Raw genomic sequence first — 25329 nt, 5'->3', positions numbered from 1 at the left:
GCAAGCTCAACTGAGAAATAGGAACACTCGGATGCGTGCAAAGAATGCAAAGAGCGCGCCCTCGGCGCGGCCGCCGGCGCTTGCCCGGCTGCCGGCGCTGGACCTGCTGCGCGGGTTCGTGGCGGTAGGACGGCGCATGAGCGTGACGCTGGCCGCCCAGGATCTGTTTCTCACCCAGTCGGCCGTGAGCCGGCAGGTCGCCGCGCTCGAGGCGGCCATCGGCGTGCCGCTGTTGCAGCGCCATCATCGCGCGATCACGTTCACGCCCGCCGGCCGCCAGCTGTTCGACACGGCGGACGCGGCGCTCAACGCCATCGCGCATTGCGTGCAGCAGGTACGCCAGGCCGGCGCCGAGCGGCCGGTCACGATCAGCGCCAGCGTGGGCGTCACGGGCCTGTGGCTGCTGCCACGGCTCACGCAGCTGCAGGCCGCCCTACCCGACGTGGAGGTGCGACTGTCGGCCGACAACCGCTTGAACGACCTGCGCCGCGAGGATATCGACCTCGCGATCCGTTACTGCCCGGCGCCGGATGCGCCGGCGGACGCAGAGCCGCTGTTCGGCGAGACCATCGCGCTGGTTGCCCACCCGGACCTCGCCCTGGCCGCCCTGAATTCCGCCCGCAGCCTGCGTGGCGTGCATCTGCTCGAGCTCGACGACGCGGCGCATCCGCAACTCGGCTGGCAGCACTGGCTGGCGCAGCGCGGGCTGGCCGGCGCGAGGCCCGCAGGCGTGCTGCACTTCAATCAGTACGATCAGGTGATCCAGGCGGCGCTGGCGGGGCAGGGCGTGGCACTGGGCCGGCTCGAATTGTTGCGCAGGCAACGAGACCAGGGCCTGCTGCGGATCATCCCGGCCAAGGCCAGCCCCGCGCCGCTCGCGCATGCCTATTGGCTGTTGCACGCGGCGCAAGCGCCCCGGCCCGCCGTGACCCGCGTCGCGCAATGGATACGCGAGCAGGCCGCCGCGGGCCGGGAAGCGGGCGAGGCGGGGCGGACCGCCTAGTGATGCTTGTGTTGCACGCGCTCGGGCTTGCCCTTGCGCGAGGTCGAGGCGAAGTCCTCGAGCTGTTTCTTCGACATGGACTCGTACATGTCCTTGGAGGCGCCCTTGAGCTCCTTCTTGGGACGCTCGCCCTTCTTGGCCGAGAGCGCCGCGCCTGCGGCCATTTGCTGTGCCTTCGATTTGGCTGGCATATCGTTGCTCCTGGTTGCGGCCGGGTCGCCCCGGCCGGGGTGGGAATGGGCCGGCGCGTTGCGCGCAGCCACGATTCCACCCTACGCCTCGGGGCGCGGCGTGCCTGCAAAGCGTCGTAGCGGGATGAAACCGAGAATGACGCGTGCCTGCGCTCAGGGCAGGCGCAGGTGCACGAGCGGGAAGGGCCGGCCGGCGGCGTCGAGCGGCGAACGGCCGGTTTCGACAAAGCCATAGTGCAGATAGAAGCCGTGCGCGCGGGGATTCTGCTCGTTCACGTCGAGCGTGAGGCTGCCCAGCCGCGCCCGCGCGTGATCGAGCAGCGCCGTGCCCACGCCCTGGCCGTGCGCGGCGGGCGCCACGAACAGCATTTCGACCTTGGACTCGCGCAGCCCGGAAAAGCCCAGTAACCGGCCGCGTGCGTCGTGCGCGAGCCAGACCTCGACCGCCGGCAGGTACAGATCGCGCACCTGGGGGTAGAGCGCGGCAATCATGGCCGAATCGAGAAAATCGTGCGTGGTCAGGGTGGCGGAGAGCCAGAGCTGGGTCAGCGATTCGGCGGGCGGCGCGGCGTCGGGGCCGGCGTTCCAGGGGCTGATGACGATCATGTTCAACTCAGCAGCGCGGCCACCAGGTCGCCGTCGCGCGCCTCCGGGTCGGCGAATTCGAGCGCGCTCTGAGTGTGGTGCAGGTGTTCCTGCATGAGCGCGCATGCGCGTTCCACGTCGCCGGCCTGGGCCGCTTCGAGAAAGGCCTCGTGCTCCTGCGACGAACAGTTGGCGTCGTGGGCGGTCTGGTACAGCGCGGTGATCACGGCGCTGCGCGCCAGCAGCTCGCGCAGCATTGCCGTGAGCACGGAATTGCCCACGATCTCGGCCAGCAGCAGATGGAAATCCGAAAGCAGCTGGTTGCGCAGCGGCACGGTGCCGGCCGCGATGGCCGCGCGCTCGCGCTTGAGGTGTTCGCGCAGGCGGCGGTAGTCGGTCGGGCGGGCACGCGCCACGAACTCGCGCGCCACGGCGGTTTCGAGGATCGCGCGCACGCTGTAGACCTCGCGCGCCTCGTTGGCGTCGGGCTTGCTCACGAACGCGCCCTTGTCGGGCACGATGTTGATCAGCTTGTCTTTCGAGAGCATCAGCAGCGCCGCGCGGATCTTGGTGCGGCTCACGCCGTAGACCCGGGCCAGGGCCTCTTCCCGCAGCCGCGTGCCGGGCGGCAGGCGGTGCGAGACGACGGCTTCGGCCAGGGCGCGGGCGATGTCTTCGGCGCTGTGATCGGGAGTGGACGGCATGGATGCTGCGATAAAAGGCCCGTGCGGGCGAGGCAGCCCAGTCTAGCAAACTGCGACAAGGATTGGGTACAGCTTTGCGCGAGCAAAGATTGCATGCAACTTTTGCTGGAGCGGCGGCGCGCGGGCCGGATCGCGCTCACGGCGCCGTCGATTTCCCGCCGATGACCCGCTACCATGGCGCTTTGCGGCCTCTCCCAGGAAGCGATCATGAACGTCGTGATGTTGCTCTACCCGCGCCTGACCCAGCTCGATTTCACCGGGCCCTACGAGGTCTTCACGCGGGTCAAGGAAATGCGGTTGCACGTGGTGTCGCGCGAGGCGGGGCTGGTCACCGACGGCGGCGGCCTGCGCCTGTTCGCCGAGCACGGCTACGACGACTGTCCCGCGGCCGATCTGTTGTTCGTGCCCGGCGGGCCGGGCCAGCTCGACCTGATGCAGGACGCGGCCACCCTCGATTTCCTGCGCCGCCAGGCGGTCGGGGCGCGTTACATCACCTCGGTCTGCACGGGCTCGCTGGTGCTCGCGGCCGCCGGCCTGTTGCGCGGCTATCGCGCCACCTCGCACTGGCTCTCGCTGTCGCAGCTGGCGCTGATGGGCGCCGAGCCGGTCGGCGAGCGGGTGGTGATCGACCGCGACCGCGTCACCGGCGCCGGCGTCACCTCCGGCATCGACTTCGCGCTCACGCTGGTTGCGCACCTCTACGGCCAGGAGCGCGCCGAGCGCATCCAGCTGTCGATGGAATACGACCCGCAACCGCCCTGGAACAGCGGCTCGCCGCGCGCCGCCCCGGCGGTGCTGGTGCAGGCCGTGACCGAGGCCAGCGCCGAGTTCCAGGCGCGCCGGGTCGTGGCGGCGCGGGCGGCGGGCGAGGCGCTCGACGCCGCGCCGGCGCGCACGCCATGACCGCGCCCGCCATGCATCAGGTCAACAAGGCGCTGATGCTTCTCGATCGCGGCGCCGGGCCCTGTGCGCAGGCCGCGCTGCGGCGCGCGATCGACATGGCCGAGGCCGCCGGCCAGCCCGCCATCCGCGTGCAGGCGCAGGTGATCCTGGGCGAATGCCTGCTCGAAGCGGGTGAGCGCGACGCCGCCCGAGCCTTGCTGGCGCAGGCGCTGGCCGCGGAGCTGGGCGAGCGCGCGGAGGTGGTGGCCTACGAACTCGAGCGCGCCCGCGAGATGCTGCGCGGCCTGGGCCCGGCCTGAGCCACGGCCTGCTCGAATCCGCTTGGGCGCGCGCCCGGCCTCTGGCAAGATGGACGAATCCCATCCTGCGTCCCTCGTCCATGAATACCGGTTCCGTCGCCGCCACCGATCTGCTCACCGCCTGGAAGTTGCAGGCGCAACGGCATCCCTACGTCGCGCTCAGCCTGGGCGCCGCCGTCGCGGCGGTGCTGCTGCTGTTGCTGTCGAGCGGCTACGACGCGCTCACCGGCGACAAGCGCGCGCACGTGGGCTACGCGGTGCTGGGCGGCATGGCCGGCTTCGCCGCCACTGCCTTCGGCGCGGTGCTGGCAGGCGTGCTGGGCGACATCCGCCAGCGTACGCAGGACGTGATGCTGGGCCTGGCGGCCGGCATGATGCTGGCCGCGAGCGCGTTCTCGCTGATCCTGCCCGGCCTGGCCGCGGCCGCCGACCTGGTGGGCGAGGGCCCGGCGGCGGCCGGCGTGGTGGTGGTCGGGCTCGCGCTCGGCGTGCTGCTGATGCTGGGCCTCGATTTCTTCACGCCACACGTGCACGAACAGACCGGCGCCAAGGGGCCCGAGGGCGCCCGCGTGGGCGGGGTCTGGCTGTTCGTGCTCACCATCGTGCTGCACAACCTGCCGGAAGGCATGGCCATCGGCGTGAGCCTGTCCAACGGCGACCTCAGCGTCGGCCTGCCGCTCACGACCGCGATCGCGATCCAGGACATTCCGGAAGGGCTGGCGGTGGCGGTGGCGCTGCGCGCCATCGGCATGAGCCGCATGCGCGCGGTGCTGGTGGCGGTCGCATCGGGCCTGATGGAGCCGATCGGCGCGCTGGTGGGCGTGGGCATGTCCACCGGTTTCCCGCTGGCCTATCCGATCAGCATGGGCCTGGCCGCCGGCGCGATGATCTTCGTGGTCTCGCACGAGGTGATCCCCGAGACCCACCGCAATGGCCACCAGACGGCGGCCACGGTCGGCCTCATGGCCGGCTTCGCGGTGATGATGTTTCTCGATACCGCGCTGGGCTGAAACGCAGACGGCCGCGCATGGCGGCCGCCTGCCTGCCCGCGTGGGCTGCGCTCAGGAACCCGCCATGCAGCTCTGCAGATAGCGGTTGTAGGTGTCCACCATCACCTGCGTGGTCCAGGACGAGCGGATCGCCGGGTCGTAGCCGCTCTGGTTGATGGCATAGCTGCGGCAGTCGACGCTGGCCGGCGGCGTGTTGCGCGCCACCGACGTCGACGGCTGCGCGGCCAACGGCGCCGTGTTGCGCGCGGCAGGATCGCCCGCGTCGTATTGCGGCACCGGGTAGGATTGCGGCGCGGCGTAGGTGGGCGATGACGTCAGCGGCTGGGCATAGCTTCCCTGCGATTCGTAGGGAGCGACATAGGTGCCCCCGTAGCCCGCGTTGCCGTAGCCGCTGTCGTACACGCCCGGCGGCGTGGTGTAGGTGACGCCGCCGGCGCTCACCTGGCCGCCCACCGAGTTGTAGGCCGGCTCGTTGGCATTGTTGGCGAGCAGCAGTGCGCCCACCGCGGCCAGCGCGATCGCGCCGCCGATCCACCAGCCATCCGACGACGAACCGCCGCCGCCATGGTGATGGTGGTTGTAGCCACTGCCGTAATAACCGTGGCGGCCACCGTAGTAGCCACCGCCGCCCCAGCCGGGGCCCGCGAACGCGGGGGCGCACACGGCGGCCAGGAGCACGGCCGCGGACACCCGCCGCAAGACTTGCGACTTCATGATCTGTTCTCCGGAACCGGAAACCCCGGTACCCACCACTACTTTACTGCTGTCGTTCCGGCCCCGGAATCGCGGCGATGCACGGGGTGGTTTCGTTGCGTTTCAAGGCGGCGGGGGCGCCGCGCCGACGCGGCGCGACCAGAGCACGAGCGGGATGGCGCAGAGGGCGAAGACGGCCATCATGCCGAAGCCGCCCCAGCTTACCTGCGGATACACCAGGCGCGCGGCGTTGACGCAGAAGAACATCAGGATCCCGCCGGACATCATGGCGTAGAGGGCGATGGCGGAGGTCTGGCAACCGGGCGCGACCCGCCGCGAGATGTACGTCATGACGGCCGAGTTGTTGCCGCCCAGCGTGAAGGCCTGCAGCAGCTGCAGGGCCAGCAGCGGCGCGAGCGAGGTGCAGAATGCCAGCCCGATCCAGCGCACGGCGGTGAGCAGGGCCGAGATCCAGATCAGCCGCTCGGCACCGATGCGCGGCACGATGCGCGCCGCGAAGTAGAAGAACAGCACCTCGGCGCTGACGCCCACGGTCCAGGCCAGGCCGATGTCGGAGGTGCTCAGGCCGGCGTCGGTCCAGTACAGCGTCGAATAGGAATAGAGAAAACCGTTGCTCGCCTGCACCAGGGACGCGCCCAGGATGACCAGCACGGCGGCGTTGTCGCGCAGGACCTGCAGCAGGGGCCAGCGCGGGCGCGGCGCGGTTGCGGACGGGGTAGGGGCCGTGGCGGGCGGCGTCGCGCTGGCCGCGGGCACCGGCCGGTTCGGCAGCGTGGCGCCCAGCGGCAGCCTGCGCAGGCAGGCCACGCAGGTCAGGGTCAGCAGCACGCTCATGATGACGATGGCCAGCGGATCGGTCGCGCGGATCACGTAGCCGCCGGCCAGCGTGGTGGCGGCGAAGCCGATCGAGCCCCACACGCGCACCGTGGTGTAGACCGGCCGCCCGCCGTGGCTGTGCGACAGCGCGATGCGGTCGAGTACCGGCTGCACCGCCGGGAACAGCATGTTGATGCCCAGCGTGGTCCAGAACACCCACGCGGGCGCCTGCAGCCAGGGATAGAGCGCGAACAGCAGGGCGGTGGCGACCAGCGGCGCCGCGATCAGCGCCTTGAGCCGGCCGGTGAGATCGGCCGCGTGCGCCAGCAGCGGCGCCGACAGGATCTTGGGCAGAAAGGCGGTGGCGACGATCAGGCCGATCAGGTCCTTGTCGAGCCCGCGGCTCGCGAACCACAGCGGCAGGAACGGGATGCTGATGCCTTGCAGCCCGTAGAACAGGAAATAGAACGCGCGCAGCCAACGGATGTTGTTGCCCACAGGAAATGCTCCGCCAGATCGGTGCGCCGCAGGAAAGGAGAGGGCGCGGCGGGGCGAGAGCATACTCCAGTCGTGCCGGGCCCGCTGCGCGCGCCGGCCTTGATAAGATGGCGGCCGGCCGGCATCCGCGCGGATGCCGGGGCCCTTCGTCTTCCCGTTCCGGACCCAGCCATGCCCTCCCTCTTCACGGCCAGCGCCGACGCCCGCATCCGCTTCCAGGTGCCGGCCCAGACCGACCTGCCTTATCTGCTGGACCTGCGCCGCCGCACCATGGACGCGCATCTCGAGGCGCAGGGCATCCCGCACGACGACGCGGCCCACATGGCGCGCATCCTCTATCACTGGGAAGACGCGCGGCTGCTGCTGATCGACGGGCAACCCGGCGGCCTGCTCAAGGCCTATCGCGACACGACCGGCAGCGAGACGCGCTGGTACGTGGTGCAGATCCAGATCGCGCCCGGCTTTCAGGGCCAGGGCTGGGGCGAGCGCGTGCTGCGCGTGGTGCTGGACCAGGCCGATGCCGAGGGCCTGCCCGTGGTGCTCGACGTGCTGAAGGTCAACCCGGCGCGCCGTCTGTACGAACGCTGCGGCTTCGTGGTGGCGGGGGAAGGCGAGCACGAATACCACATGCGCCGACCGGGCCGGGTATCGGTGTAAACCCCGCTATATGGCATAAGCAAACTGCCATTAAATCGTGGCCGCGCAGGCCGTTAATGCGTAGAGTCCGTCGCCGGTTCGCGGCCGGGGTTCCCCGCGCCGTGTCTACGCTGGCGTCGCGGCGCCCGCGCCGCCCCGTCCCGGGCGCGTCTCCGTTGCTCCAGGTTCCATGCCGCCAGCACCTGTGCACGGATGCGCTTCCGATCATGCGCCCGCAGTTCCCCGCACTATCGCTGTCTCCCTTTCGCAGTTTCACTCGCGTGCCGCCCGGTTGTGGCCGCTCACCTGACGAGAATCATGAAATTCCGCTTGTCGTACGCAGTTTCCGCCGCTTCGTTCTCCCTGTTTGCGCTGACGCAGGGCGTTGACGCCCTCGCCGCCGACCGCGTCGTGCGCGTGATCGTGCCCTATGGCACCGGCGCGGTGCAGGACACCATCGCACGCGCCATCAGCGAAGAGCTGGGCCGCGCGCTCAACGCCACGGTCGTGGTCGAGAACCGCGCCGGCGCCGGTGGCACGGTGGGCACCGCCGCCGTGGCCAAGGCCGAGCCCGACGGCAACACGCTGGTGCTGGCCGCGGCCAGCCACCACATCGCCGGCTATATGTACAAGAGCCTGAGCTACCGCCCCTACGAGGATTTCACCGGCGTGGGCTATCTGGGCAACGTCGGCTACATCATCATGGCCTCGAAGGCCCTCGGCGCGAAGAACACCGCCGAGTTCATCCAGGCCGTGAAGGCCAAGCCGGGCGGCTACGACTACGCCTCGGCCGGCAACGGCAGCGCCTCGCACCTCGGCATGGCCTCCTTCCTGGCCGCCGCCGGCCTGGAAATGCAGCACATCCCGATGAAGTCCACCGGCGACGCCGTGACCGAGCTGCTCGCCGGCCGCGTGCAGGGCGTGACCTCGGCCACCATCGGCGTGATGCCGTACCGCAACGATCCGCGCGTCACGCTGATCGCCTACACCGGCAAGCAGCGCTCGCGTTTCGCGCCCGACCTGCCGACCGTGGCGGAAAGCGGCGTGCCCGGCTACGCGTTCGATTCGTGGATGGGCCTGCTCGCGCCGGCCGCCATCCCGGCCGACAAGAAGGCGGAGCTGAACGCCGCGGTCAACAAGGTGCTGGCCGATCCCAAGGTGCAGGAACGCCTGGCCTCGCTCGGCGTCGAAGCCGCGGCCAAGTCCACCGACGAGTTCCAGCAGATCCTGGCCGCCGACTGGAAGGCCTCGGAAAAGCTGGTGAAGGAGTCGGGCGCGCGCGTGGAGTGATCCCGCCGGCCGCACGATGAAAGAAGCCGCGCCCTCGGGCGCGGCTTTTTCATTGGAGGCAAGGCACTCGCCGCGCCGTCGCGGCGCGCCTTCCGGGCCCGCTACGGCAGGGCCTCGGCGCGCAGCCGCATCTCGTCAGGCCGCCGCGGCGCCGTGCAGGAACAGCGTCCAGGCCTGCTCGAAATAGGCGTCCTGGCGGGCGGCGGTCGAGAAGGCGGCCTCGCCCAGCATCGTCGTCACCAGCGGCCGGATCGAGGTGGCGTACAGCAGTTGTTCGGCGATGAACAGGGCGTCGCCCGGCCGCAGCGCGCCGGCATCCTGGGCCTCGCGCACCAGCGCGGCGAGCTGGCGCATGAAGGGGTCGTCGGCGCTGGGCGTGGGTTGCACGCCCTTGGACGGTATCGCCTCGGCCAGCGCGACGCGGTTCAGCGCCAATAGTTGCGGCCGCAAATTGACGTCGAGCAGGGCGCGCGCGTAGCGGCGCAAGCGCTCGGCGGGCGCGCCGCCCGCGCTCAGACAGGCGCCGAGTTCGTCGACCACGGCGGCACGAAAGCGCGCCATCACGGCCGTGAACAGCGCGCCCTTGGAGGCGTAGCGGCGATAGATGGTGTCCTTGCCGGCCTTGCAGACTTCGGCCACCTGCTCCATGGAGGTGGCGGCATAGCCCTGCGCCGCGAACAGCGCCGCGGCTTCGTCGAGTATGCGCCGTTCCAGTTCGGCCGCGGCCGCGCGGGTTGGGCGCCCGCCCTGGGATCGGGGCGCGGCCGGCGGTGCCGCGACCGCCCGGGGGGCGCGCGCACGCGCTTGCGTCGAGCCGGGAGTGGTTGCCATGCGATGTCCTGGAAGCCTGGGGAAACAAGCGGCATTGTCCCGCACTTCGCCCCGGGCCGGCAAATAACCAAACGCTGCCATCCCGTTGTGGCCACGCCAAGGCGCCGTTCTCCGGAAAACAACGCGCGTGAAATAACTGGACGATACCGTCCCGTTTATGCCATCATCGCAATTGAGAGTTCTTTTCATTTGCAATAGGGTGTCTGAAATGGCGATTGATTTGCGGGAAGCCGTGGTCCTCGGCACGGTTTCTGGCTGGCTGGCGCTCGGGGGCGCGGCGCAGGCGCAGGAGGCTGCCGCCACGCAGCTCAGCCCGGTGGTGGTGCGCGGCGACGCGCCCGAGCCCACGGAAACGGGCGACCGGCTGTTTCTTTCCACCAGCGCGTCGGCGACCAAGAGCGACACGCCCGTGCTTGAAACCGCCCAGTCCGTCTCGACGGTGACGCGCCAGCAACTCGACGAGCAGGGCGCACAGACCGTGGGCGAGGCGCTGCGCTACACCGCCGGCGTGCTGTCCGATCGCGACTCCAACGCCCGCTACGATTCGGTGTTTCTGCGCGGCTTCGGCGCGTTCGGCACGGCCACCCAGTACGTCAACTTTCTCGATGGCCTGAAGCTGCCGCGCGGGCAGGCCTTCGCGCAGGCCGCGATCGATCCCTATCTGCTCGACCGCGTCGACGTGCTCAAGGGGCCGTCGGCCTTGCTCTACGGCCAGATCAGCCCGGGCGGCCTGGTGAACCAGGTGAGCCGGCTGGCCTCGGATCGCGCCGCGCACGAGATCCTGCTGGAGGGCGGCACGCACGGCCGCGCGCAGGCCGGCTTCAGCTCGCAGGGCGCGCTCGACGCCGACGGCTCGCTGCTGTACAGCCTGGCCGCGATCGGGCGCCACGCCGATTCGCGCTACGACGGCGTGCGCGAAGACCGCTACGCGGTGGCGCCCGCGCTGACCTGGCGCCCCAGCGCCGACACCCGCTTCACGTTGAGCGCGTACTACCAGAAGGATCCGGACGGCGGCTACTTCAACTCGATCTATCCCAGGTTTCTCGCGCCTGCCGCCTACAAGGGCGACCTCGGCCGGCGCGTGAACATCGGCGATCCGGACTTCGACGCCTTCAAGCGCGAGCAGCATGGCATCGGCTATCAGTTCGAACACCGCGCGAACGCGACGCTGACGCTGCGCTCGCGCCTGCGCTATTCCGACGTGGACGTGGACTTCCGCTCGCTGCAGATGGCCGGGCCGCTGGCCGACACCGGCATCATCCCGCGCCAGGCCCTGCGCTCGATCGAGGACGTGCAGGGCGTGGCGCTCGACAACCAGGCCCAGTTCGACTTCGCCACCGGCGCGGTCCAGCACACGCTGCTCACCGGGCTCGACTATCAGCACACGCGCAGCAACTGGCAGTACGACTGGGGGCCCGCGCCGGCATTCGACGTGACGCGGCCGCAGTATGGCCAGCCCATCGGCGCGCTGACCACCATCATCGACAGCGGCCAGACGCTGCGCCAGACCGGCGCCTACGTGCAGGACCAGCTGCGCTACGGCGGCTGGCGCGCCACGCTCGGCGTGCGTCACGACTGGACCACGCAGGACACCGAGAACCGCCTGGCGCAGAGCCGCAGCGACCAGTCGAGCGAGGCCACCAGCTATCGCGCCGGCCTGTTGTATGCCTTCGACAACGGCGTGGCGCCGTACCTGAGCTATTCGACCTCGTTCGAGCCCAACGTGGGCGTGGACGCGAGCGGCGCGCCGTTCGTGCCGAGCAAGGCGAGCCAGTACGAGGTGGGCGTGAAGTATCAGCCCACCGGCATGGACGCGCTGTTCACGGTGTCGGCCTTCGACATCCGCCAGCGCGATGCGCTGGTGCCCGACGTCGTGGGCTTCAACACGCAGGAAGGCCGGATCCGTTCGCGCGGACTGGAATTCGAGGCGCGCGGGCAGGTCACGCCCAGCGTCGAACTGATCGCTGCGCTGACCCTGCTCGACACCAAGGTCACCGAGGCCGCCGTGCCCGCCAACCAGGGCAAGCGCCCGCAGGCCGTGCCGCGCTACTTCGGGTCGATGTGGGCCAACTACCGCTTTGGCGGCGGCCTGCTGGAAGGGCTCAAGGTGGGCGCGGGCGTGCGCGTGGTGGGGGCCAGCTATGCCGACAACGCCAACGACATCGAGGCCGACGGGTACACCCTGGTGGATGCCGCGCTGCGCTATGACTTCGGGGCGGCCAGCGCGAGCCTGAAGGGCCTGGAAGGGCGGCTGAACGTGAACAACCTGTTCGACAAGACCTACTACTCGAGCTGCAGCTCCAACTTCTATTGCCAGTACGGCAATGGCCGGCAGATCGTCGCGGGTCTGCGCTATCGCTGGTGAGCCCGCCATGATGGATCGACGCCGATTCTGCGCCGGGCTGCTGCTCGGCGGCCTGGGCGGCGGCGCCGTGCCGGCGCTGGCCGCGCCCGGCGCGCGCCGCGTCACCGACATGGCCGGCCGGCAGGTGACGCTGGCGGGCGTGCCGCGCCGCATCCTGCTGCTGGAGGCGCGCGACCTGCTCACCATGGCGCTGCTGGTGCCGGACCCGGCCGCGCGCGTGGCGGGCTGGGCGGCGGCCGATCGTATCGACAGCGCCGCGCTGCAGGCGCGCCTGGAAGACGGGCGCAGGATACCGGTGGTGGGACGCCAGACGCCCGATTCGATCTCGCTGGAAGGCGTCATCAGCCTCGCGCCCGACCTGGTGGTGGCGAGTTCGTTCATGGCGCCCGAGCGGGACGAGCGCGGCAGCTTTCTCGAGCGCATGCGCCTGGCGGACATCCCGGTGGTGTTCAGCGACGTCGCCAGCAACGGCGCGGACGCCGCGACCTCGGCCGGCCCCGTGGCCGACCTGCGGCGCTACTTGCGCATGTGGGGCGAGATCCTCGACGCCGAGGCGCGCGCGCAGGACTACCTGGCGTTCGCCGACCGCCATCTGGCGCGCATCGCCAAGGGCCTCGGGTCGGGCACGCCGCCCGTGACCACTTATCTCGAGGTGCAGTCCACGGTCGACGATTGCTGCTGGGCCGCGGGCCAGCAGGTCTGGGGCGAGCTGCTGGCGCTGGCCGGCGGGCGGACGCTGCCGGCCGTGAGCGCGGCCTGGTACCAGAAACTGCAGCTCGAATACCTGCTGGCCACGCCGCACGACGTGTACATCGCCTCGGGCGGCGGCTGGGCCGCGGGCGGCCGTCCGGCCATCGGCCCCGGCCTCGACCCGGTCCAGGCGCGCGCCGGCCTGCAGCGGCTGCTCGGCCGGCCCGGCTTTGCCGAATTGGCGAGCACGCGCAACCAGCGCGTGCATGGCATCTGGACCGGCCTCATCACGATGCGGCCGCTCAACATCCTGTTCGTCGAGGTGGCGGCCAAGTGGCTGCACCCCGAACGTTTCCCCGACCTGGACCCCGCAGCGACGCTGGCCGAGATCAACGCGCGTTTCCTGGCGCGGCCGATCGACGGTCCGCTATGGGTGTCGCTCAAGGACTGACCATGCCTGATCCCATCCCCGGGCCCTGTCGGGCCACTGCCACCATCGCGTTCGCGCGGGTGGCCGACTATCTCGAGCCGATCCTGGCCTCGATCGCCACGCACGACATGCGCATCACGCCGGAAGGCGCTTCGTGGCGCGTGGAGGCGGTGTTCGGACGCGCCTGGTTGCAGCCGCAACCGGGTGCGTTGACGCTGCGCGTGGAGACGGCCGATGCGGTCTCGCTCAATCGCATGAAGCACGCGCTGGCGGGGCCGATCGGCTTCATCGCGGCGAGCGAAAAACTGGAGATCCGCTGGGTCGGCGACGCGGCCGGGCTGGTCCCGCTCGACGATCTGCGCGTGCTGCGCGTGGTGCAGGTCAGCGCGCTCACGCCGCGTCTGCGCCGCATCGTGCTGCAGGGCGAGGATCTGGGCCATCTCGACCGGCCCGACCAGATGCACTGCCGCCTCATCTTCGCGGCGCGTGGCGAGGCCGCGCCCGTCTGGCCCATGCTCGATGACGACGGCCGCGTGGCCTGGCCGGGCGGCAAGATGCCGACCCGGGTCTACACGCTGCGCGCGGTCGATCCGGCGCGCGGCCAGGTGACGATCGACTTCGCCCTGCATGCGGCCGCCGGCCCGGCCACGGCATGGGCCGAGGCGGCCTGTCCGGGCGACGCCGTGGCCGTGGTGGGCCCGGCGGCGGGCGGCCCGATCGCGGCATCGTTCCACGTGTTGTTCGGCGACGAGACGGGGCTGCCCGGCATCGCCCGCATGCTGGAATCGCTCGCGCCCGACGCGCGCGGCCATGCCTTCATCGAGGTGCAGGACGAGGGCGAGATCCTGGCGCTGAGCGCGCCGCCCGGCATCGCGCTGCAGTGGCTGCTGCGCGGCGCGGCGCCGGCCGGCACCACCACGCTGCTGCAGCAGGCCGTGCGCGGCGTGGCGTGGCCGCGCGCGTTGGCCGAGGTGTTCGTGTGGGGCGGCTGCGAATACCGGGCCTTCCGCGACATCCATCGCTTTCTCAAGCAGGAGGTCGGCCTCGACCGCGCGCGCCAGGTGCTCTACTCGCACTGGCATCGCACGCTCAGCGAGGAGCAGATCATCGAGATCGGCGGCGCGGCCTATCTGCCCGAGTAGCGCCGCGGAAACCCTCTGTTGCGACCGCAACCGGCACGCGCCTAGGCAGGCGCCGCGGCCCTGTGCCACCATGGGGTTTCATACCGACACGAGGAGACCGTCATGTCCCGCGCAGCCGAAGCCGCCGCGCCCGCCGAGGGCGCGCCCGGGGTGCACGTGCTTGCCGTCAGCATCCGGCGTCCCGCCGAGGAGGTCTATGCCTTCCTGGCCGAGCCGCGCAACTTCCCGCGCTGGGCCAGCGGGCTGGCCGACGGCCTCACGCAGGCGGGCGACGAGTGGGCCGCCGACGGGCCGGCCGGGCCGGTGCGGGTGCGCTTCACGCCGCGCAACGCCTACGGCGTGGCCGATCATCTGGTGCGGCTCGACAGCGGCGAAGAGGTGTCCGTGCCCTTGCGCGTGGTGGCGCAGGGCGCGGGCAGCCTGGTCACGCTGACGCTGTTCCGGCAGGCCGGTCACACCGACGCGACCTTCGAGGCCGACCGCCAGTGGGTGGCGCGCGACCTGCAACGGCTGCGCGCGCTGTTCGAGCCCACCTGAGGCGCCGGCGTCAGAGCTGCACCAGGGTCCTGAAGCCGCCCCAGGCCATGCGCTTGAGGTCGAACACGTTTTCGTAGCCCTCGCAGTTCAGGCGCGGGTCGGCCATCACGGCGGTGTTGACGCGGTCGCGCTCCGCGCGATTGGCGTACACGATCCAGGCGAAGACCACGGTTTCGCCCTCGCCCGCGCCGCTCAGGCCGCGGAAGTTCACGTGGCCTTCATTGTCGAGCTGGTCGCCCACGCATTCGCGGTAATCCAGCGCGCCATGCTCCTTCCACACCTCGGCGGCGCGCGTGGCCATGGCCCGGTAGGCCTCGATCTTGTCGTTCGGCACCACCAGCAGGAAGCCGTCCACGTACTGCTCGTTCGATTGCGTCATGCCATTCTCCCGGCGCGGCGCGCGGAAAGGGCGGCCGCATTGCGCCACTGTAGCGGCGCAGGTGGACCACGCCGATGGGCGATTGCGACAATATTGCTGGTGGATCGCGACAGACTTAGGCGCTATGCTGGGCCGATGAAAAATATCGCCATGCTGTTGCCTGCGCGGGCCAACATCGCCACGCTGGAAATCGCCCGTCAGGGCTTTCTGGCCGCCAACGAGTATCTGGCCGCGCAAGGCCGGCCGCCGGGCTTCGCCGTGCAGCTGGTCGCGGCCACGCCCAACGTGGTGATGGACAGCGGCCGCTACACCGTTCGCGCCGACGCGCTGCTGCGCGATGCGCCGCCCGCCGACGTCTGCGTGGTGCCGCCGCTGCAGGGCGAGGTGCCGGCCGCGGTGGATGCCAACGGCGCGCTGATCGGCTGGCTCTCGGAGCGCTATCGCGCGGGCGGCGAGGTCGCGAGCCTGTGCGTGGGCGCGGCGCTGCCGGCCGCGGGCGGGCTGCTCGACGGCCAGCGCGCCGTGGTGCACTGGGTCGCGCGCAACCAGTACGAGGCGCTGTTCCCGCGCGTGTCGTGGGTGAGCGACCGCATCCTGCACTCCGAGCGCGGCCTCTACACCAGCGGCGGGGCCTTCTCGGCCGCGCATCTGGTGCTGCATCTGGTCGAGAAGTACACCGACCGCGACACCGCGATCTGGTGCGCCAAGTTCTTCCAGCTCGACTGGAACCGCAGCAGCCAGCTGCCGTTCGCCGTGTTCGCGGGCCAGAAGAGCCACGCCGACACCGTGGTGCGGGCGGTCCAGGACGACATCGAGCTGCGCTACGCCGAGCGCCTCACCGTGGAGGCGCTGGCCGACCGCCATGCGCTGGGCCGGCGCACGCTCGAACGGCGCTTCCGCCAGGCCACCGGGGCCAGCGTGGTCGAGTACCTGCAACGGGTCCGGGTCGAGGTCGCGAAAAAGCAGCTCGAGACCACGCGCAAGAGCGTGGCCGAGGTGATGTACCAGGTGGGCTACAGCGACACCAAGGCGTTTCGCGACACCTTCAACAAATACAGCGGCATGTCGCCCGTCGATTACCGCGAGCGCTATCTCTGACCTGTTTTGCCCGGGCGAAAAAATGCCCGGGGACGAGGCCCCCGGGCACGAACGACAATACAACATCACTAGCCGGAAACCGGCGCGGACGTGGTCAGGGCCGCGGTCGGTTCCGTTTCCTGCTTGATGGGTTTCGCTGCGCGGCTGGCCGGCCACAGCCTTCGACGTCGCGAGACTGTCTGCGCGCCGCTTCTGGGAGGCTCCCCCCTGCGACCGGCCTCTGAATCACCGCACCCATCATCACAACATCCGCGCCTGGCCGCCGGAACCGGCGAGAACCGTCGGCCTGGCCCGGATCAGTTGTCCAGCGAGATGTTGGCCTGTTGGGCCACTTGCTTCCACTTGGTCGTGTCCTTGGCGATCACCTGGCGGAATTCTTCCGGGGTGTTTCCCACGACCGTGCCGCCCAGAGAGGCGAGCTTCTTCTGCAGTTCCGGATCCTTCAGCGCGCGCACCGAGGCTTCGTTCAGCGTCTTCTGGATGTCCGCCGGCAGGCCCTTGGGCGCCAGGAAACCATTCCAGGCCACGGCTTCGTAGTTGGCCAGGCCGGCTTCCTTGAAGGTGGGGACGTTGGGCAGTTCGGGCGAACGCGTGTCGGCGGCGATCGCGATCGCGCGCAGCTGGCCGCTCTGGATGTAGGGCAGCGAGGCCGGCACGGGTTCCCAGATCATGCTGACCTGGCCGCTGATCACGTCGGTGAAGGCCGGGCCCGCGCCGCGATAGGCAATGTGCAGCACGCGCGCGCCGGTGGTCGACTTCAGCAGTTCCATGGCCAGGTTGCCCAGGCCGCCCGCGCCCGACGAGGCGTAGGAATACTTGTCCGGGCTGGCCTTGGTGACCTCGATCAGACCGTTCAGGTCCTGGGCCGGGAAGTCCTTGGTGACGCTCAGCACGCCAGGCACCGTCACCAGCTGGGTGATCGGGGTGAAGTCGTTGACGGCGTCGTAGCTCAGGTGCTTGTAGACGGCCGGGTTGGTGCCGTGGGTGCTGGAGGAGGCCAGCAGCACGACGTAGCCATCGGGCGCCGAGTCGGCCACGAAGCGCGTGCCGATCGAGCCGCCCGCGCCGGCGCGGTTTTCGACGATAACGTTGGCCTTGAGCTCCTTGCCCAGTTGGGCGGCGAACACGCGGCCGATGATGTCGGCCGTGCCACCGGGGGCGAACGGGACGATCATGCGGATCGGCTTGTCGCCGGGGTAGCTGGATTGGGCATACGCCGCGGGCGCGAGCGCTGCCAGGGTCACCGCCGTGACCGAGGCGAGCCGGAGCTTGTTCAACAACATCATTCTCTCCTGTCTTGCATTCTTGAAGTTATAGGCCAGCGTGATCCAGCAGCCAGGCTTGCACCCGGGTCACTATCTCGTCGCTGTTGAGGTCGAGCATGCAGAAATGGGAATTTCCCGTAATACCCATGGCCGGGAGGTCATAGACCTCCGCCTTACAGCCATGTTGTTGCAGCACCGACCAGTAATGATCGGTGCGTTGGCGGTAATCGGTCCAGGCGCCCGGAGCGCCTTCGCCATTGCCGCCGAAATGGTCGCCCCACAGCAGCAGGTGCGGCGCACAGGTGGCCGAAGGCTGGTCGGGCACGCCGGTGGGCTCGACGGCCACCACGGCGCGCACCAGGCTCGGGCACAGCCGCGCCAGCCGCGTGGCATAGCCGCCGCCCTGGCTGTGCGCGATCAGCGCGCACGGGCCGGTGTCTTCGAGCAACTGGCGGTAGGCACGCATGGTCATGGCGTCATGGTCGAGCCAGCGCGGCACGAACTGGCGCGCGAAATCGTCGAAGGCCGCCACCGGAAACTGCTGGCCCGGATAGGCCCGGCGCAGGGCCGGATGCGGGGCGTAGTCGCGCGCCGCGCCGATGCGAAACAGCGTCCAGGCCTCTTCCTTGGTGCGGAACTGCGGCTCGGCCGGGTACACCTGCGGGAACATCGCCCAGGAGGCGCGGCCGCGTTCGGGCGCATCGCACACGCTCACGTCGAAACCGGCCTGCAGGAGGCGCCAGAGCCAGCCGTCGCGGCCGTCGGGCGTGGTTTCCCATTGCGCGCCGGTCATGCCGCCGCCGTGCCAGAGCAGCACAGGGTAGGGATAGACGGGATGCTCGAGCCGGTAATCCTGCACGTAGAGCTGGCCCACCGAGTACGTGCCGTTCATGTCGACCGCGCGCGGCTCGGCATTCTCGACGACCCGGCGTTGCTGCACCGGCATGCCGCGCACGACGGCATCCTGGCCGCCGACGAAGCGGCTGCGGATCGATTTGAGACGGACGGAGGCGAGCGACATGACCGGGCGGTTCGGGCGAATTCAGGATGTATCAAATAGTAGTTGTGGCACCGCCGCCGCTTGTGCAAAATGGGCATACCCTGTGCCGAACCGGCACAGCCCGGCGGCCGGTCCGCCGCCACCCCGCTGTCATCGCCATGCACCTCAAACTGCTGGAAGACTTCGTCGCGCTGTCCAAGTCGCAGAGCCTGTTCCGCGCTGCCGAGAGCCGCAACGTCACCCACCCGGCCTTCGGGCGCCGCATCCGCGCCCTCGAAGAATGGGCCGGCGTGCCGCTGGTCGAGCGCGGGCCGCAGCATACCCAGCTCAATGCCTCGGGCCGGGTGCTGCTTTCGGCCGCGATCGAGGTGCTCGACATCCTCAACGAAACCCGGGCGACCCTGCAAAGGCCCGAACAGGCGCGCGCGCGCCGCGTGTCGATCGCCTCGGGCCGCACGCTGGCGCATCTGGTGCTGCCCGACCTGATGCAGCGCATGCAGCACGGCGTGCCGCCGTTCCAGGTGAAGGTGGTGACCACCACGCTGAACTACGGCATCGACATGCTGGTCGATGGCGAGGTCGACATGCTGCTGTGCCACGCGCACGAGCCGATCTACGAAAAGATCGACAACCCCGCGTTCAAGTACCGCCGCGTCGGCGCCGACACGCTGGTGGCGGTGAGCGCGCCGGTGGCGCCGGGCCATCCGCGCTACGTGGTGCCGCGGCTGCGCAGCGACGCGCCGGTGCCGTTTCTCGATTACTCGGCCAGCATGTCGCTGGGCAAGATCATGCGCGCCGGCCTCAAGGGCATCTGCAACACGGCGCAGCTCAACACCGTCTATGAATCCGATCTGGCCGACGCCATCCTCGCCACCGCGCGCCAGGGCACCGGGCTGGCCTGGCTGCCGCACACGCTGGTCGAGCAGGATCTGCGCGCCGGCACGCTGGTACGCGCCGACAACGCGGTCAACGACATCGCGATGGAGATCCGGCTCTACGTGGCCGCCGACAATCCGCGCGCGCTGGTGCGCCAACTCTGGTCGGAGCTCGAGCGCGGCGTGGGCTAGCGTGCGCGGCCGTCGTAGTGCTGCACCGGCACGCTGTCGAGATCGACGTCTTCCAGGCAGCGCAGGTTCACCGCTGCCATCGCGCGGCCCTGCGGATCATGGGCCTCGCCGAAGGGATGGATGCCGCAGACCGGGCAGAAGTGATGCTTGATGAGGTGCTGGTTGAATTGATAGGTGGCCATGTCGGCGGCCGGCGTGTCGAGCACCAGTTGCTCGCGCGGCACGAACCACAGCAGCGCGCCCTTGCGCCGGCAGATCGAGCAGTTGCACGAGAGCGCGCCCTCCACCTTGCCGCTGACGCTGAACGCGATGCGGCCGCAATGACAACTTCCCTGGTATGACATGAGTCGCTCCGTGTGAGGGCTTCAGGCGTGCGGGGCGGGCTGCCCCGCCTCGTGGTTGCGCGGTGCCCGCATCAGCAGGCCGGCGCCGAGCGCGGCGGCCAGCGCGGCGAACGCGCCCACCGCGAAGGCCATGCGGTAGCCGCCGGTGAGCGCGGCGGCGGGCAGGGCGCCCGCCGCGGCCAGTGCGGCGCTGCGGGCGCTGGCCAGGCTGGCGAGCAGGGCCAGCCCGAGCGCGCCGCCCATCATGAAGGCCGTATTGACCACGCCCGAGGCCAGGCCGGCGTCGGCCGGGTCCACGTCGCTCATCGCGGCCAGCAGGATCGGGTTGAGCGCAATGCCGGCGCCGATGCCCAGCAGCGTCATGCCCGGCATGACGTCGAGCCAGAAGCCGCCGGCCTCGGGCACGCGTGCGAACCAGGCCAGGCCGAGCGTCGCCAGGGCCAGGCCGGCGGCCAGCGGCGCGCGGATGCCGAACCGCATGACGAGGCGCGCCGAGCCGCCCAGCGAGAACAGCGCCATGATCAGATTGGCCGGCAGGAACGCCAGGCCGACCTGCATCGGGCTGTAGCCCAGCACCACCTGCATGTAGAGCGCCGAGATGAAGAACCACGCGAACATCGCGGCCGCCCACAGAATGCCGACGCCGTTGGCGGTGGCAACGTTGCGCAGCCGCAGCAGGCCGAGCGGCATGAGCGGCTCGCGCACGCGCGCTTCGATGGCGACGAAGGCAATCAGCAGCACCGCGGCCGCGCCGAGTTGCGCGAGGGTGGTCGCGCTGTGCCAGCCGGCCTCGTTGCCGTTCACGATCGCATACACCGCCAGCATCAGCGCGCTGGTGATGGCGAGCGCGCCGGCCAGATCGAGACGCGGCCGTACCGCGGGCCCGCCGCGCGCCGGCAGCAGCGCCACGCAGAGGCCATACACCAGCACACCGATCGGCAGGTTCACCAGAAAGATCCAGTGCCAGCTCAGCGCGCTGGTGAGCACGCCGCCCAGCAGCACGCCGATGCTGCCGCCGCCGGCACAGACGAAGCCGTACACGCCCATCGCGCGGGCGCGGTCGGCCGGCGTGGTGAAGAGCGTCATGATGAGCGAGAGCGACACCGCCGACACCACCGCGCCGCCCACGCCCTGCAGGGCACGCGCCGCCACCAGCAGCTCGCGCCCCTGCGCCAGGCCGCAGGCGAGCGAGGCCAGCGTGAACAGCACCAGCCCGGCGAGGAACATGCGGCGGTGGCCGAACAGGTCACCGAGCCGGCCGCCCAGCAGCAGGCAGCCGCCGAACGTCAGCATGTAGGCGTTGATCACCCACACCAGGTTGGCGTCGTCGAACGCGAGGTCGGCCTTGATCGACGGCAGCGCGACGTTGACGATGGTGGTGTCGAGCACGATCATCAGCACGCCCAGGCACAGCACCATCAGCGCCAGCCAGCGGCGGCGCTCCGTCATGGCGGGCTGCATGCGCTCAGGCCTTCATGGCGCCGTTGACCATCCAGGAGGTGCCATGGCGATCCACCGTCATGCCGAAGGCCTCGGCCCAGAAGGTGGGCTGCAGCGGCATGGTGACGTGTCCGCCTTCGGACAGCGCCGCAAACACGCGCTCGGCATCCGAGACGGTGGGGTAGGTGAGGGCGAGCGACACGCCTTTCTGGCCTTCGTAGGCGCCGCCACAGCTCTCGCCCGCCGCGTCGGAGGCCATGATGAGCTGGCCGTCGAGATCGAGCCGGCCGTGCATTACGCGGCCGTGGTACTCGGCCGGCACGTGGGCCTTCATGTCGGGTGGCCCGTCGCCGTAGGTCATCAACGCCTCGATCTTGCCGCCCAGCACGCGCTCGTAGAAGCGCAGGGCCTCGGCACAGTCGCCGTCGAACGAAAGGTAGGGGGAAATCTGCGGCATGGCTGTCTCCTCACGATGCCGGCCGGCGCGCCGGAAGGGCGTGCCGCAGCCTGGGCCCGGGATTGTTGTTAGTCCTAATTTAATATTATGATGTATTGAAAAACAATCATCGCTGACCCGCGCTTGCCCTGCGCCTTCATGCTTTGCCCCGCCGCCCGGCGTGGGCTTAGGCGGGCGGGGCCACCCTGTCATGCCATCATAGGTTCATGACCGACATTCCGCTCTTCCCTTTGAGCAACGCCTTGTTTCCCGCCGGCCTGCTGCAGTTGCGCGTGTTCGAGGTGCGCTATCTCGACCTGGTGCGCCAGTGCCAGGCAGACGGCACGCCCTTCGGCGTGGTGGCCCTGCTGGCCGGGCAGGAGGTGCGCACGCCGGAAGGCATCGAGGTGCTGGCGCCGGTCGGCACGTACGCGCGCATCGACCGCTGCGACGCGCTCACGCCGACGCTGTGGTCGCTGACCTGCACCGGCCTGGGCCGCTTCCAGCTGGGCGACACGCATCGCGGCAAGTTCGGGCTGTGGCGCGGCCAGGCCCAGGACATCCCCGACGATCCGATCGTGCCGCTGCCGGCCGCGCACCAGGACCTGGCCGACCTGCTCGGACGCGCCATCGCCCAGGCCCAGCGGGAAGGCGCGCCGGAGCTGCCCATCGCCCCGCCGTATCGGCTCGACGAGGCCGGCTGGGTGGCCGACCGCTGGTGCGAGCTGCTGCCGCTGTCGCCCGCGGTCAAGGCGCGTCTGCTGGCGAGCACCGACGCACTGGCGCGGCTGCGCGAACTGCGCGCCTGGCTGCGCGACAACGGCCTGCCCTGAGCCGGCCAGGCGCTGTCCCGGTGGCCTGGCCGGGACCGCCCTCGGGTTATGCTGCGGCCCATGAATATCGTCATCAATGAAGAGCTGCGGCTCTATATCGATCCCCTCACGCCCGACGAATACGCGGCGCTCGAGCGCAGTCTGCTGGCCGAAGGCTGCCGCGACGCGCTGGTGTTGTGGGGCGACCTGCTGGTCGACGGCCACAATCGCTACGGCATCTGCCAGAAGCACGGCATCCCGTTCAACACGGTCCAGAACACGCGCTTCCAGAATCTCGACGACGTGCGGCTCTGGATGATCGAAAACCACCTGGGCCGGCGCAGCGTGTCGGATTACCAGCGCGGCGTGCTCGCGCTGCGCAAGAAAGAGATCCTGCAGGCCCGCGCGCCCGCGCCGCCGGCAGGCGAGGCCGGTGCTGATGCGGCCACGGCCGAGACCGCGGCGGCGCCCGAGCCGGTGCTGCCGAATCGGCAAGCGCTGGCGCGCGAGGCGCGGGTGAGCAGCAATACCCTGACCCAGATCGATCGCATCCGGCAGCAGGCCGCGCCCGAGCTGGTGGAGGCGGTGCGCGCCGGCGAGATTTCGATCAATGCGGCCGCGGCGGTTGCGACCCTGCCGCCCGAACGGCAAAAGGAAGCGGTGCGCGGCGGGCGCAAGGAGCTGCGCATGACGGCGCGCGAAGTGCGCCAGACGGTGCAGGCCGAGCGTACCCGGGCGCGGCGCGAGGCGCGCGGCGAGGAGGCCGGCGCCCCGGCCGACGGCGATCCGCCGTTCGACCCCGATGGCTCCACGCCGGTGATCACGGATTACCCGGCCGAGGTGGCGCGTCTGAACAAGGTGATCCAGCGTCTCACGGAAGAGCGCGACGGCCTGAAGCAGCGCGTGATGCACCTGACGGTGGCGCTGGCCGAGGCCCGCAACAAGCCCTGAGCGCCATGAAAACGGCCGCCCCTGGGGGCGGCCGGCGACCGACGGCGGCCCGCGGCGTTGCCGCGGGCGCGCGGATGATAGGGCGGGTCAGCCGCAGCGGATGGCGCTGATCTTGCCCTGGGCGTCGACGATGATGTTGACGCGCGTGGCGTTGTATTCCAGCGTCATGACCTGGCCGGGCTTGAGCACGCGGATCGTGTCGGACGAGGCGCGCTGGCGGACCTGGTTGGCGACCGAGTCGCTGAAGGTCGTGCCCAGCATGTTCTGCGCCGGTTGCGCGTCGCAGCTGCGGCCGCTGCCGGGGATGACGCCGGTGCTGCTCTGCGTGGCCGACGGCGCGGCGTCGCCCGACGAGGCGGACGACGAACTGCCCGAGCTCGAGCTCGATCCGCCCGTCGAGGCGCAGGCGGTGAGGGCCGCCACCAGGGCGATGGGGATGAATTTCCAGATCATGCAGACTCCTTCGAACAAACCGGTGAAGACGGCCTATAGTAGCGCGGCCCGCGCGCCAGCGGCACACCGGCAGCGGGGAGATCGATGCGGTTCGAAGCGGCGGACCGGGCAGGGGGGAGCGGGCGTCGGCAGGGCGGCTGGGCCGCCCCGGCCGAGCCGCCTCATTCGGCGCTGCCGTTGCCCTTGGCCCGCTTGCGCGGCGTGCGCGGCTTGGCGGCGCCGTTCGCGCTCTTGGCCGCGCGCTTGCGCGCCGGCTTGGCCGGCGCCTCGATCACCTCGACCGGCTTGATGCTGACCCAGTACGTGTTGCCTTCCTGCTGCAGCATCAGCTCGGGGAAGTTGCGCAGCATGTCGACCAGCCCGGAATAGCCGAACACCTTGGGCGAGAACGCGGGATCCGTGCGCTTGAGATATTGCCCCAGCTCGCCCACCCCCACGCGGCCCTCGGAGGTGTCGCCGGCCAGCAGCGCCACCGCCGACACCATGGCCTTGGCCGGGCGCGGCGCGCGCCGCGTGCTGGTGCGCCCGGCGCTGGCGTGCTCGACGGGCTCGGGCGGCGTCCATTCGAAGAACTGGTCGCTGGCGTTGCGCAGCGCGTCCGGCGTCTTGGCCTCGCCCACGATGCACACGGTCGCGCCGCGTTCGCGCAGCTTGCGGCACAGGTACGCGAAATCGGAATCGCTGGTGACCAGGCAGAAGGTGTCGGCGCGGCTGTCGAACATGGCCTCGAAGGCGTCGAGCGCGAGGGCGATGTCGGCGGTGTTCTTGCCCGCCGCATACTGGTACTGCAGGCAGGGCGTGAAGGCGAGCCGCACCAGCGCCTCCTGCCATTTGTTGGCCAGCGTGCTGTGGTTGCCGTAGCCGCGGCGCAGGACCACGCGGCCGAACTGGGCCACCACGCGCAGCGCGTACTCGAGGATTTCGGGCGTCGTGTTGTCGCAGTCGACCAGGACGGCGACGCGGCTTTCGGTGGGTTCGGGATTCATCGGCATGGAGGCTCCGGGGGAAACGCGGCAAGGGGCGAGATGATACGCCCCGCTCAGTCGACGTGCTGCAGCAGGTTGACCAGCTTGCCCAGCGGATCGCGCACGAAGAACCGCCGCACGCCCCAGGGCTCGAGCGCCGGCCCGTATTCCACGGCGTAGCCGCCCGCCTGCACGCGGGCCAGGGCCTCGTCGAGGTCGTCGACCTCGATCGACAGGTCGGGCACCGGCGTGTCATTGCCGCCCTGCGACGCAATGCTCAGTTGCACCTCCGCCTCTTCGTCGGCGCCATAGGTCGTGATCCAGCCGTGGTCCATCAACACCTCCAGGCCGAGGGTCTCGCGATAGAAATGGTCGGCCTGCGCCGGGTCGCGCGCGGCGAGGTTGGCAACGATACGCTTGATCCGCATTCGAAAACTCTCCTGTGGGACGCTTCCACCCGATGATAGGTCCCCCA

Annotated in this window: 29 protein-coding genes; 14 read left to right on the top strand and 15 right to left on the bottom strand. The window is 70.2% G+C overall.

The annotated features are described in order from the left end of the window. Positions 1–31 precede the first annotated feature (31 nt). Positions 32–1003, top strand: coding sequence for a LysR substrate-binding domain-containing protein (locus CEG14_RS13040; RefSeq protein WP_094826772.1), 972 nt, complete (start codon positions 32–34; stop codon positions 1001–1003). On the opposite strand, the gene CEG14_RS13035 is transcribed toward CEG14_RS13040, so the two are convergent. From CEG14_RS13035 to CEG14_RS13025, 3 genes are all read right to left on the bottom strand, one after another. Continuing rightward, the gene (locus CEG14_RS13035) at positions 1000–1194 is read right to left on the bottom strand and encodes a DUF3008 family protein (protein ID WP_094826771.1); all 195 of its coding nucleotides are present in this window, start codon (positions 1192–1194) and stop codon (positions 1000–1002) included. The two genes, CEG14_RS13040 and CEG14_RS13035, sit on opposite strands and share 4 nt — an antisense overlap. A gap of 153 nt (positions 1195–1347) precedes the next feature. Continuing rightward, entirely contained in the window at positions 1348–1800 is a 453-nt protein-coding gene (locus tag CEG14_RS13030; protein ID WP_094826770.1) for a GNAT family N-acetyltransferase, read from the bottom strand. Positions 1801–1802: 2 nt separating this feature from the next. Further along, on the bottom strand, positions 1803–2483 hold the full coding sequence (locus CEG14_RS13025) for a GntR family transcriptional regulator (protein WP_094826769.1): 681 nt from the start codon (positions 2481–2483) through the stop codon (positions 1803–1805). 207 nt (positions 2484–2690) lie between these two features. Between CEG14_RS13025 and CEG14_RS13020 the strand changes: the two genes are divergently transcribed. From CEG14_RS13020 to CEG14_RS13010, 3 genes are all read left to right on the top strand, one after another. After that, on the top strand, positions 2691–3386 hold the full coding sequence (locus CEG14_RS13020) for a DJ-1/PfpI family protein (RefSeq protein WP_256985679.1): 696 nt from the start codon (positions 2691–2693) through the stop codon (positions 3384–3386). Further along, the gene (locus CEG14_RS13015; protein WP_094826767.1) at positions 3383–3685 is read left to right on the top strand and encodes a hypothetical protein; all 303 of its coding nucleotides are present in this window, start codon (positions 3383–3385) and stop codon (positions 3683–3685) included. The genes CEG14_RS13020 and CEG14_RS13015 overlap by 4 nt, the downstream gene beginning before the upstream one ends. Before the next feature lie 80 nt (positions 3686–3765). Next, positions 3766–4695: a ZIP family metal transporter gene (locus CEG14_RS13010; RefSeq protein ID WP_094826766.1), complete on the top strand. Its 930-nt coding sequence runs from the start codon at positions 3766–3768 to the stop codon at positions 4693–4695. Between the two features lie 51 nt (positions 4696–4746). Here CEG14_RS13010 and CEG14_RS13005 read toward each other — a convergent pair whose 3' ends face one another. Both CEG14_RS13005 and CEG14_RS13000 read right to left on the bottom strand, forming a co-directional pair. After that, entirely contained in the window at positions 4747–5409 is a 663-nt protein-coding gene (locus tag CEG14_RS13005) for a hypothetical protein (protein ID WP_094826765.1), read from the bottom strand. A gap of 102 nt (positions 5410–5511) precedes the next feature. Then, entirely contained in the window at positions 5512–6723 is a 1212-nt protein-coding gene (locus CEG14_RS13000) for an MFS transporter (protein WP_094826764.1), read from the bottom strand. Between the two features lie 171 nt (positions 6724–6894). On the opposite strand from CEG14_RS13000, the gene CEG14_RS12995 reads away from it, so the two are divergent. Continuing rightward, positions 6895–7380: a GNAT family N-acetyltransferase gene (locus CEG14_RS12995; protein WP_094826763.1), complete on the top strand. Its 486-nt coding sequence runs from the start codon at positions 6895–6897 to the stop codon at positions 7378–7380. A 297-nt stretch (positions 7381–7677) separates the two neighbouring features. Beyond that, positions 7678–8649 carry a tripartite tricarboxylate transporter substrate-binding protein gene (locus CEG14_RS12990; protein WP_094826762.1) on the top strand — a complete coding sequence of 324 codons (972 nt, stop codon included), beginning with the start codon at positions 7678–7680 and terminating at the stop codon, positions 8647–8649. A 135-nt stretch (positions 8650–8784) separates the two neighbouring features. Here CEG14_RS12990 and CEG14_RS12985 read toward each other — a convergent pair whose 3' ends face one another. Continuing rightward, complete coding sequence (locus CEG14_RS12985; RefSeq protein WP_094826761.1) at positions 8785–9480, bottom strand: TetR/AcrR family transcriptional regulator; 696 nt, start codon at positions 9478–9480, stop codon at positions 8785–8787. Positions 9481–9688: 208 nt separating this feature from the next. Between CEG14_RS12985 and CEG14_RS12980 the strand changes: the two genes are divergently transcribed. The 4 genes from CEG14_RS12980 (at position 9689) to CEG14_RS12965 (ending at position 14644) form a co-directional block, all read left to right on the top strand. Beyond that, positions 9689–11845, top strand: coding sequence for a TonB-dependent siderophore receptor (locus CEG14_RS12980; RefSeq protein ID WP_094826760.1), 2157 nt, complete (start codon positions 9689–9691; stop codon positions 11843–11845). 7 nt (positions 11846–11852) lie between these two features. Further along, a complete protein-coding gene (locus CEG14_RS12975) occupies positions 11853–12986 on the top strand; it encodes an ABC transporter substrate-binding protein (protein WP_094826759.1) in 1134 nt (377 codons plus the stop codon). A 2-nt stretch (positions 12987–12988) separates the two neighbouring features. Next, a complete protein-coding gene (locus CEG14_RS12970; protein WP_094826758.1) occupies positions 12989–14107 on the top strand; it encodes a siderophore-interacting protein in 1119 nt (372 codons plus the stop codon). Positions 14108–14209: 102 nt separating this feature from the next. Further along, the gene (locus CEG14_RS12965; RefSeq protein ID WP_094826757.1) at positions 14210–14644 is read left to right on the top strand and encodes an SRPBCC family protein; all 435 of its coding nucleotides are present in this window, start codon (positions 14210–14212) and stop codon (positions 14642–14644) included. A gap of 10 nt (positions 14645–14654) precedes the next feature. On the opposite strand, the gene CEG14_RS12960 is transcribed toward CEG14_RS12965, so the two are convergent. After that, positions 14655–15023, bottom strand: coding sequence for a DUF1428 domain-containing protein (locus CEG14_RS12960; protein ID WP_094826756.1), 369 nt, complete (start codon positions 15021–15023; stop codon positions 14655–14657). A gap of 135 nt (positions 15024–15158) precedes the next feature. On the opposite strand from CEG14_RS12960, the gene CEG14_RS12955 reads away from it, so the two are divergent. Continuing rightward, positions 15159–16121 carry a GlxA family transcriptional regulator gene (locus CEG14_RS12955; RefSeq protein ID WP_094826755.1) on the top strand — a complete coding sequence of 321 codons (963 nt, stop codon included), beginning with the start codon at positions 15159–15161 and terminating at the stop codon, positions 16119–16121. A gap of 296 nt (positions 16122–16417) precedes the next feature. Here the strand turns inward: CEG14_RS12955 and CEG14_RS12950 are convergent, their stop codons facing one another. Together CEG14_RS12950 and CEG14_RS12945 are read right to left on the bottom strand one after the other, a co-directional pair. After that, entirely contained in the window at positions 16418–17404 is a 987-nt protein-coding gene (locus CEG14_RS12950; RefSeq protein WP_094826754.1) for a Bug family tripartite tricarboxylate transporter substrate binding protein, read from the bottom strand. A gap of 28 nt (positions 17405–17432) precedes the next feature. Beyond that, entirely contained in the window at positions 17433–18407 is a 975-nt protein-coding gene (locus CEG14_RS12945) for an alpha/beta fold hydrolase (RefSeq protein WP_094826753.1), read from the bottom strand. 137 nt (positions 18408–18544) lie between these two features. Between CEG14_RS12945 and CEG14_RS12940 the strand changes: the two genes are divergently transcribed. Further along, positions 18545–19453: a LysR family transcriptional regulator gene (locus CEG14_RS12940; protein ID WP_094826752.1), complete on the top strand. Its 909-nt coding sequence runs from the start codon at positions 18545–18547 to the stop codon at positions 19451–19453. On the opposite strand, the gene CEG14_RS12935 is transcribed toward CEG14_RS12940, so the two are convergent. From CEG14_RS12935 to CEG14_RS12925, 3 genes are read right to left on the bottom strand one after another with little or no spacing between them, the layout of a single operon-like run. Continuing rightward, on the bottom strand, positions 19450–19797 hold the full coding sequence (locus CEG14_RS12935) for a GFA family protein (RefSeq protein ID WP_094826751.1): 348 nt from the start codon (positions 19795–19797) through the stop codon (positions 19450–19452). The two genes, CEG14_RS12940 and CEG14_RS12935, sit on opposite strands and share 4 nt — an antisense overlap. A gap of 21 nt (positions 19798–19818) precedes the next feature. Beyond that, positions 19819–21258, bottom strand: coding sequence for a DHA2 family efflux MFS transporter permease subunit (locus tag CEG14_RS12930; protein ID WP_373454195.1), 1440 nt, complete (start codon positions 21256–21258; stop codon positions 19819–19821). A 4-nt stretch (positions 21259–21262) separates the two neighbouring features. Next, on the bottom strand, positions 21263–21694 hold the full coding sequence (locus tag CEG14_RS12925) for a VOC family protein (RefSeq protein ID WP_094826750.1): 432 nt from the start codon (positions 21692–21694) through the stop codon (positions 21263–21265). A 206-nt stretch (positions 21695–21900) separates the two neighbouring features. Between CEG14_RS12925 and CEG14_RS12920 the strand changes: the two genes are divergently transcribed. Together CEG14_RS12920 and CEG14_RS12915 are read left to right on the top strand one after the other, a co-directional pair. Beyond that, positions 21901–22506, top strand: coding sequence for an LON peptidase substrate-binding domain-containing protein (locus CEG14_RS12920; RefSeq protein WP_094826749.1), 606 nt, complete (start codon positions 21901–21903; stop codon positions 22504–22506). A 48-nt stretch (positions 22507–22554) separates the two neighbouring features. Continuing rightward, on the top strand, positions 22555–23436 hold the full coding sequence (locus tag CEG14_RS12915) for a hypothetical protein (RefSeq protein ID WP_094826748.1): 882 nt from the start codon (positions 22555–22557) through the stop codon (positions 23434–23436). An 87-nt stretch (positions 23437–23523) separates the two neighbouring features. On the opposite strand, the gene CEG14_RS12910 is transcribed toward CEG14_RS12915, so the two are convergent. The 3 genes from CEG14_RS12910 to CEG14_RS12900 form a co-directional block, all read right to left on the bottom strand. After that, on the bottom strand, positions 23524–23889 hold the full coding sequence (locus CEG14_RS12910) for an I78 family peptidase inhibitor (protein ID WP_094826747.1): 366 nt from the start codon (positions 23887–23889) through the stop codon (positions 23524–23526). A gap of 161 nt (positions 23890–24050) precedes the next feature. Beyond that, the gene (locus CEG14_RS12905; RefSeq protein ID WP_094826746.1) at positions 24051–24881 is read right to left on the bottom strand and encodes an NYN domain-containing protein; all 831 of its coding nucleotides are present in this window, start codon (positions 24879–24881) and stop codon (positions 24051–24053) included. 47 nt (positions 24882–24928) lie between these two features. Then, the gene (locus CEG14_RS12900; RefSeq protein WP_094826745.1) at positions 24929–25282 is read right to left on the bottom strand and encodes a VOC family protein; all 354 of its coding nucleotides are present in this window, start codon (positions 25280–25282) and stop codon (positions 24929–24931) included. Positions 25283–25329: the final 47 nt, after the last annotated feature.

Origin of the sequence: Bordetella genomosp. 1 (assembly GCF_002261335.1) — a bacterium.
Classification (GTDB): domain Bacteria; phylum Pseudomonadota; class Gammaproteobacteria; order Burkholderiales; family Burkholderiaceae_B; genus Bordetella.
Note: the sequence above shows the minus strand (reverse complement) of the source record. Positions and strands in the feature narration are given on the sequence as shown.

Excerpts from the sequence above, each read along its gene's own strand:
- CEG14_RS12985 (WP_094826761.1), bottom strand. The coding sequence starts at position 9,480 with ATGGCAACCACTCCCGGCTCGACGCAAGCGCGTGCGCGCGCCCCCCGG.
- CEG14_RS13020 (WP_256985679.1), top strand. The coding sequence starts at position 2,691 with ATGAACGTCGTGATGTTGCTCTACCCGCGCCTGACCCAGCTCGATTTC.
- CEG14_RS12930 (WP_373454195.1), bottom strand. The coding sequence starts at position 21,258 with ATGCAGCCCGCCATGACGGAGCGCCGCCGCTGGCTGGCGCTGATGGTG.
- CEG14_RS12915 (WP_094826748.1), top strand. The coding sequence starts at position 22,555 with ATGCTGCGGCCCATGAATATCGTCATCAATGAAGAGCTGCGGCTCTAT.
- CEG14_RS13025 (WP_094826769.1), bottom strand. The coding sequence starts at position 2,483 with ATGCCGTCCACTCCCGATCACAGCGCCGAAGACATCGCCCGCGCCCTG.
- CEG14_RS13030 (WP_094826770.1), bottom strand. The coding sequence starts at position 1,800 with ATGATCGTCATCAGCCCCTGGAACGCCGGCCCCGACGCCGCGCCGCCC.
- CEG14_RS12960 (WP_094826756.1), bottom strand. The coding sequence starts at position 15,023 with ATGACGCAATCGAACGAGCAGTACGTGGACGGCTTCCTGCTGGTGGTG.
- CEG14_RS12905 (WP_094826746.1), bottom strand. The coding sequence starts at position 24,881 with ATGCCGATGAATCCCGAACCCACCGAAAGCCGCGTCGCCGTCCTGGTC.
- CEG14_RS12935 (WP_094826751.1), bottom strand. The coding sequence starts at position 19,797 with ATGTCATACCAGGGAAGTTGTCATTGCGGCCGCATCGCGTTCAGCGTC.
- CEG14_RS12975 (WP_094826759.1), top strand. The coding sequence starts at position 11,853 with ATGATGGATCGACGCCGATTCTGCGCCGGGCTGCTGCTCGGCGGCCTG.
- CEG14_RS12955 (WP_094826755.1), top strand. The coding sequence starts at position 15,159 with ATGAAAAATATCGCCATGCTGTTGCCTGCGCGGGCCAACATCGCCACG.
- CEG14_RS13010 (WP_094826766.1), top strand. The coding sequence starts at position 3,766 with ATGAATACCGGTTCCGTCGCCGCCACCGATCTGCTCACCGCCTGGAAG.
- CEG14_RS12925 (WP_094826750.1), bottom strand. The coding sequence starts at position 21,694 with ATGCCGCAGATTTCCCCCTACCTTTCGTTCGACGGCGACTGTGCCGAG.
- CEG14_RS12945 (WP_094826753.1), bottom strand. The coding sequence starts at position 18,407 with ATGTCGCTCGCCTCCGTCCGTCTCAAATCGATCCGCAGCCGCTTCGTC.
- CEG14_RS13015 (WP_094826767.1), top strand. The coding sequence starts at position 3,383 with ATGACCGCGCCCGCCATGCATCAGGTCAACAAGGCGCTGATGCTTCTC.
- CEG14_RS12990 (WP_094826762.1), top strand. The coding sequence starts at position 7,678 with ATGAAATTCCGCTTGTCGTACGCAGTTTCCGCCGCTTCGTTCTCCCTG.
- CEG14_RS13005 (WP_094826765.1), bottom strand. The coding sequence starts at position 5,409 with ATGAAGTCGCAAGTCTTGCGGCGGGTGTCCGCGGCCGTGCTCCTGGCC.
- CEG14_RS12900 (WP_094826745.1), bottom strand. The coding sequence starts at position 25,282 with ATGCGGATCAAGCGTATCGTTGCCAACCTCGCCGCGCGCGACCCGGCG.
- CEG14_RS12910 (WP_094826747.1), bottom strand. The coding sequence starts at position 23,889 with ATGATCTGGAAATTCATCCCCATCGCCCTGGTGGCGGCCCTCACCGCC.
- CEG14_RS12995 (WP_094826763.1), top strand. The coding sequence starts at position 6,895 with ATGCCCTCCCTCTTCACGGCCAGCGCCGACGCCCGCATCCGCTTCCAG.
- CEG14_RS13040 (WP_094826772.1), top strand. The coding sequence starts at position 32 with ATGCGTGCAAAGAATGCAAAGAGCGCGCCCTCGGCGCGGCCGCCGGCG.
- CEG14_RS12965 (WP_094826757.1), top strand. The coding sequence starts at position 14,210 with ATGTCCCGCGCAGCCGAAGCCGCCGCGCCCGCCGAGGGCGCGCCCGGG.
- CEG14_RS12950 (WP_094826754.1), bottom strand. The coding sequence starts at position 17,404 with ATGTTGTTGAACAAGCTCCGGCTCGCCTCGGTCACGGCGGTGACCCTG.
- CEG14_RS12980 (WP_094826760.1), top strand. The coding sequence starts at position 9,689 with ATGGCGATTGATTTGCGGGAAGCCGTGGTCCTCGGCACGGTTTCTGGC.
- CEG14_RS12940 (WP_094826752.1), top strand. The coding sequence starts at position 18,545 with ATGCACCTCAAACTGCTGGAAGACTTCGTCGCGCTGTCCAAGTCGCAG.
- CEG14_RS13035 (WP_094826771.1), bottom strand. The coding sequence starts at position 1,194 with ATGCCAGCCAAATCGAAGGCACAGCAAATGGCCGCAGGCGCGGCGCTC.
- CEG14_RS12970 (WP_094826758.1), top strand. The coding sequence starts at position 12,989 with ATGCCTGATCCCATCCCCGGGCCCTGTCGGGCCACTGCCACCATCGCG.
- CEG14_RS12920 (WP_094826749.1), top strand. The coding sequence starts at position 21,901 with ATGACCGACATTCCGCTCTTCCCTTTGAGCAACGCCTTGTTTCCCGCC.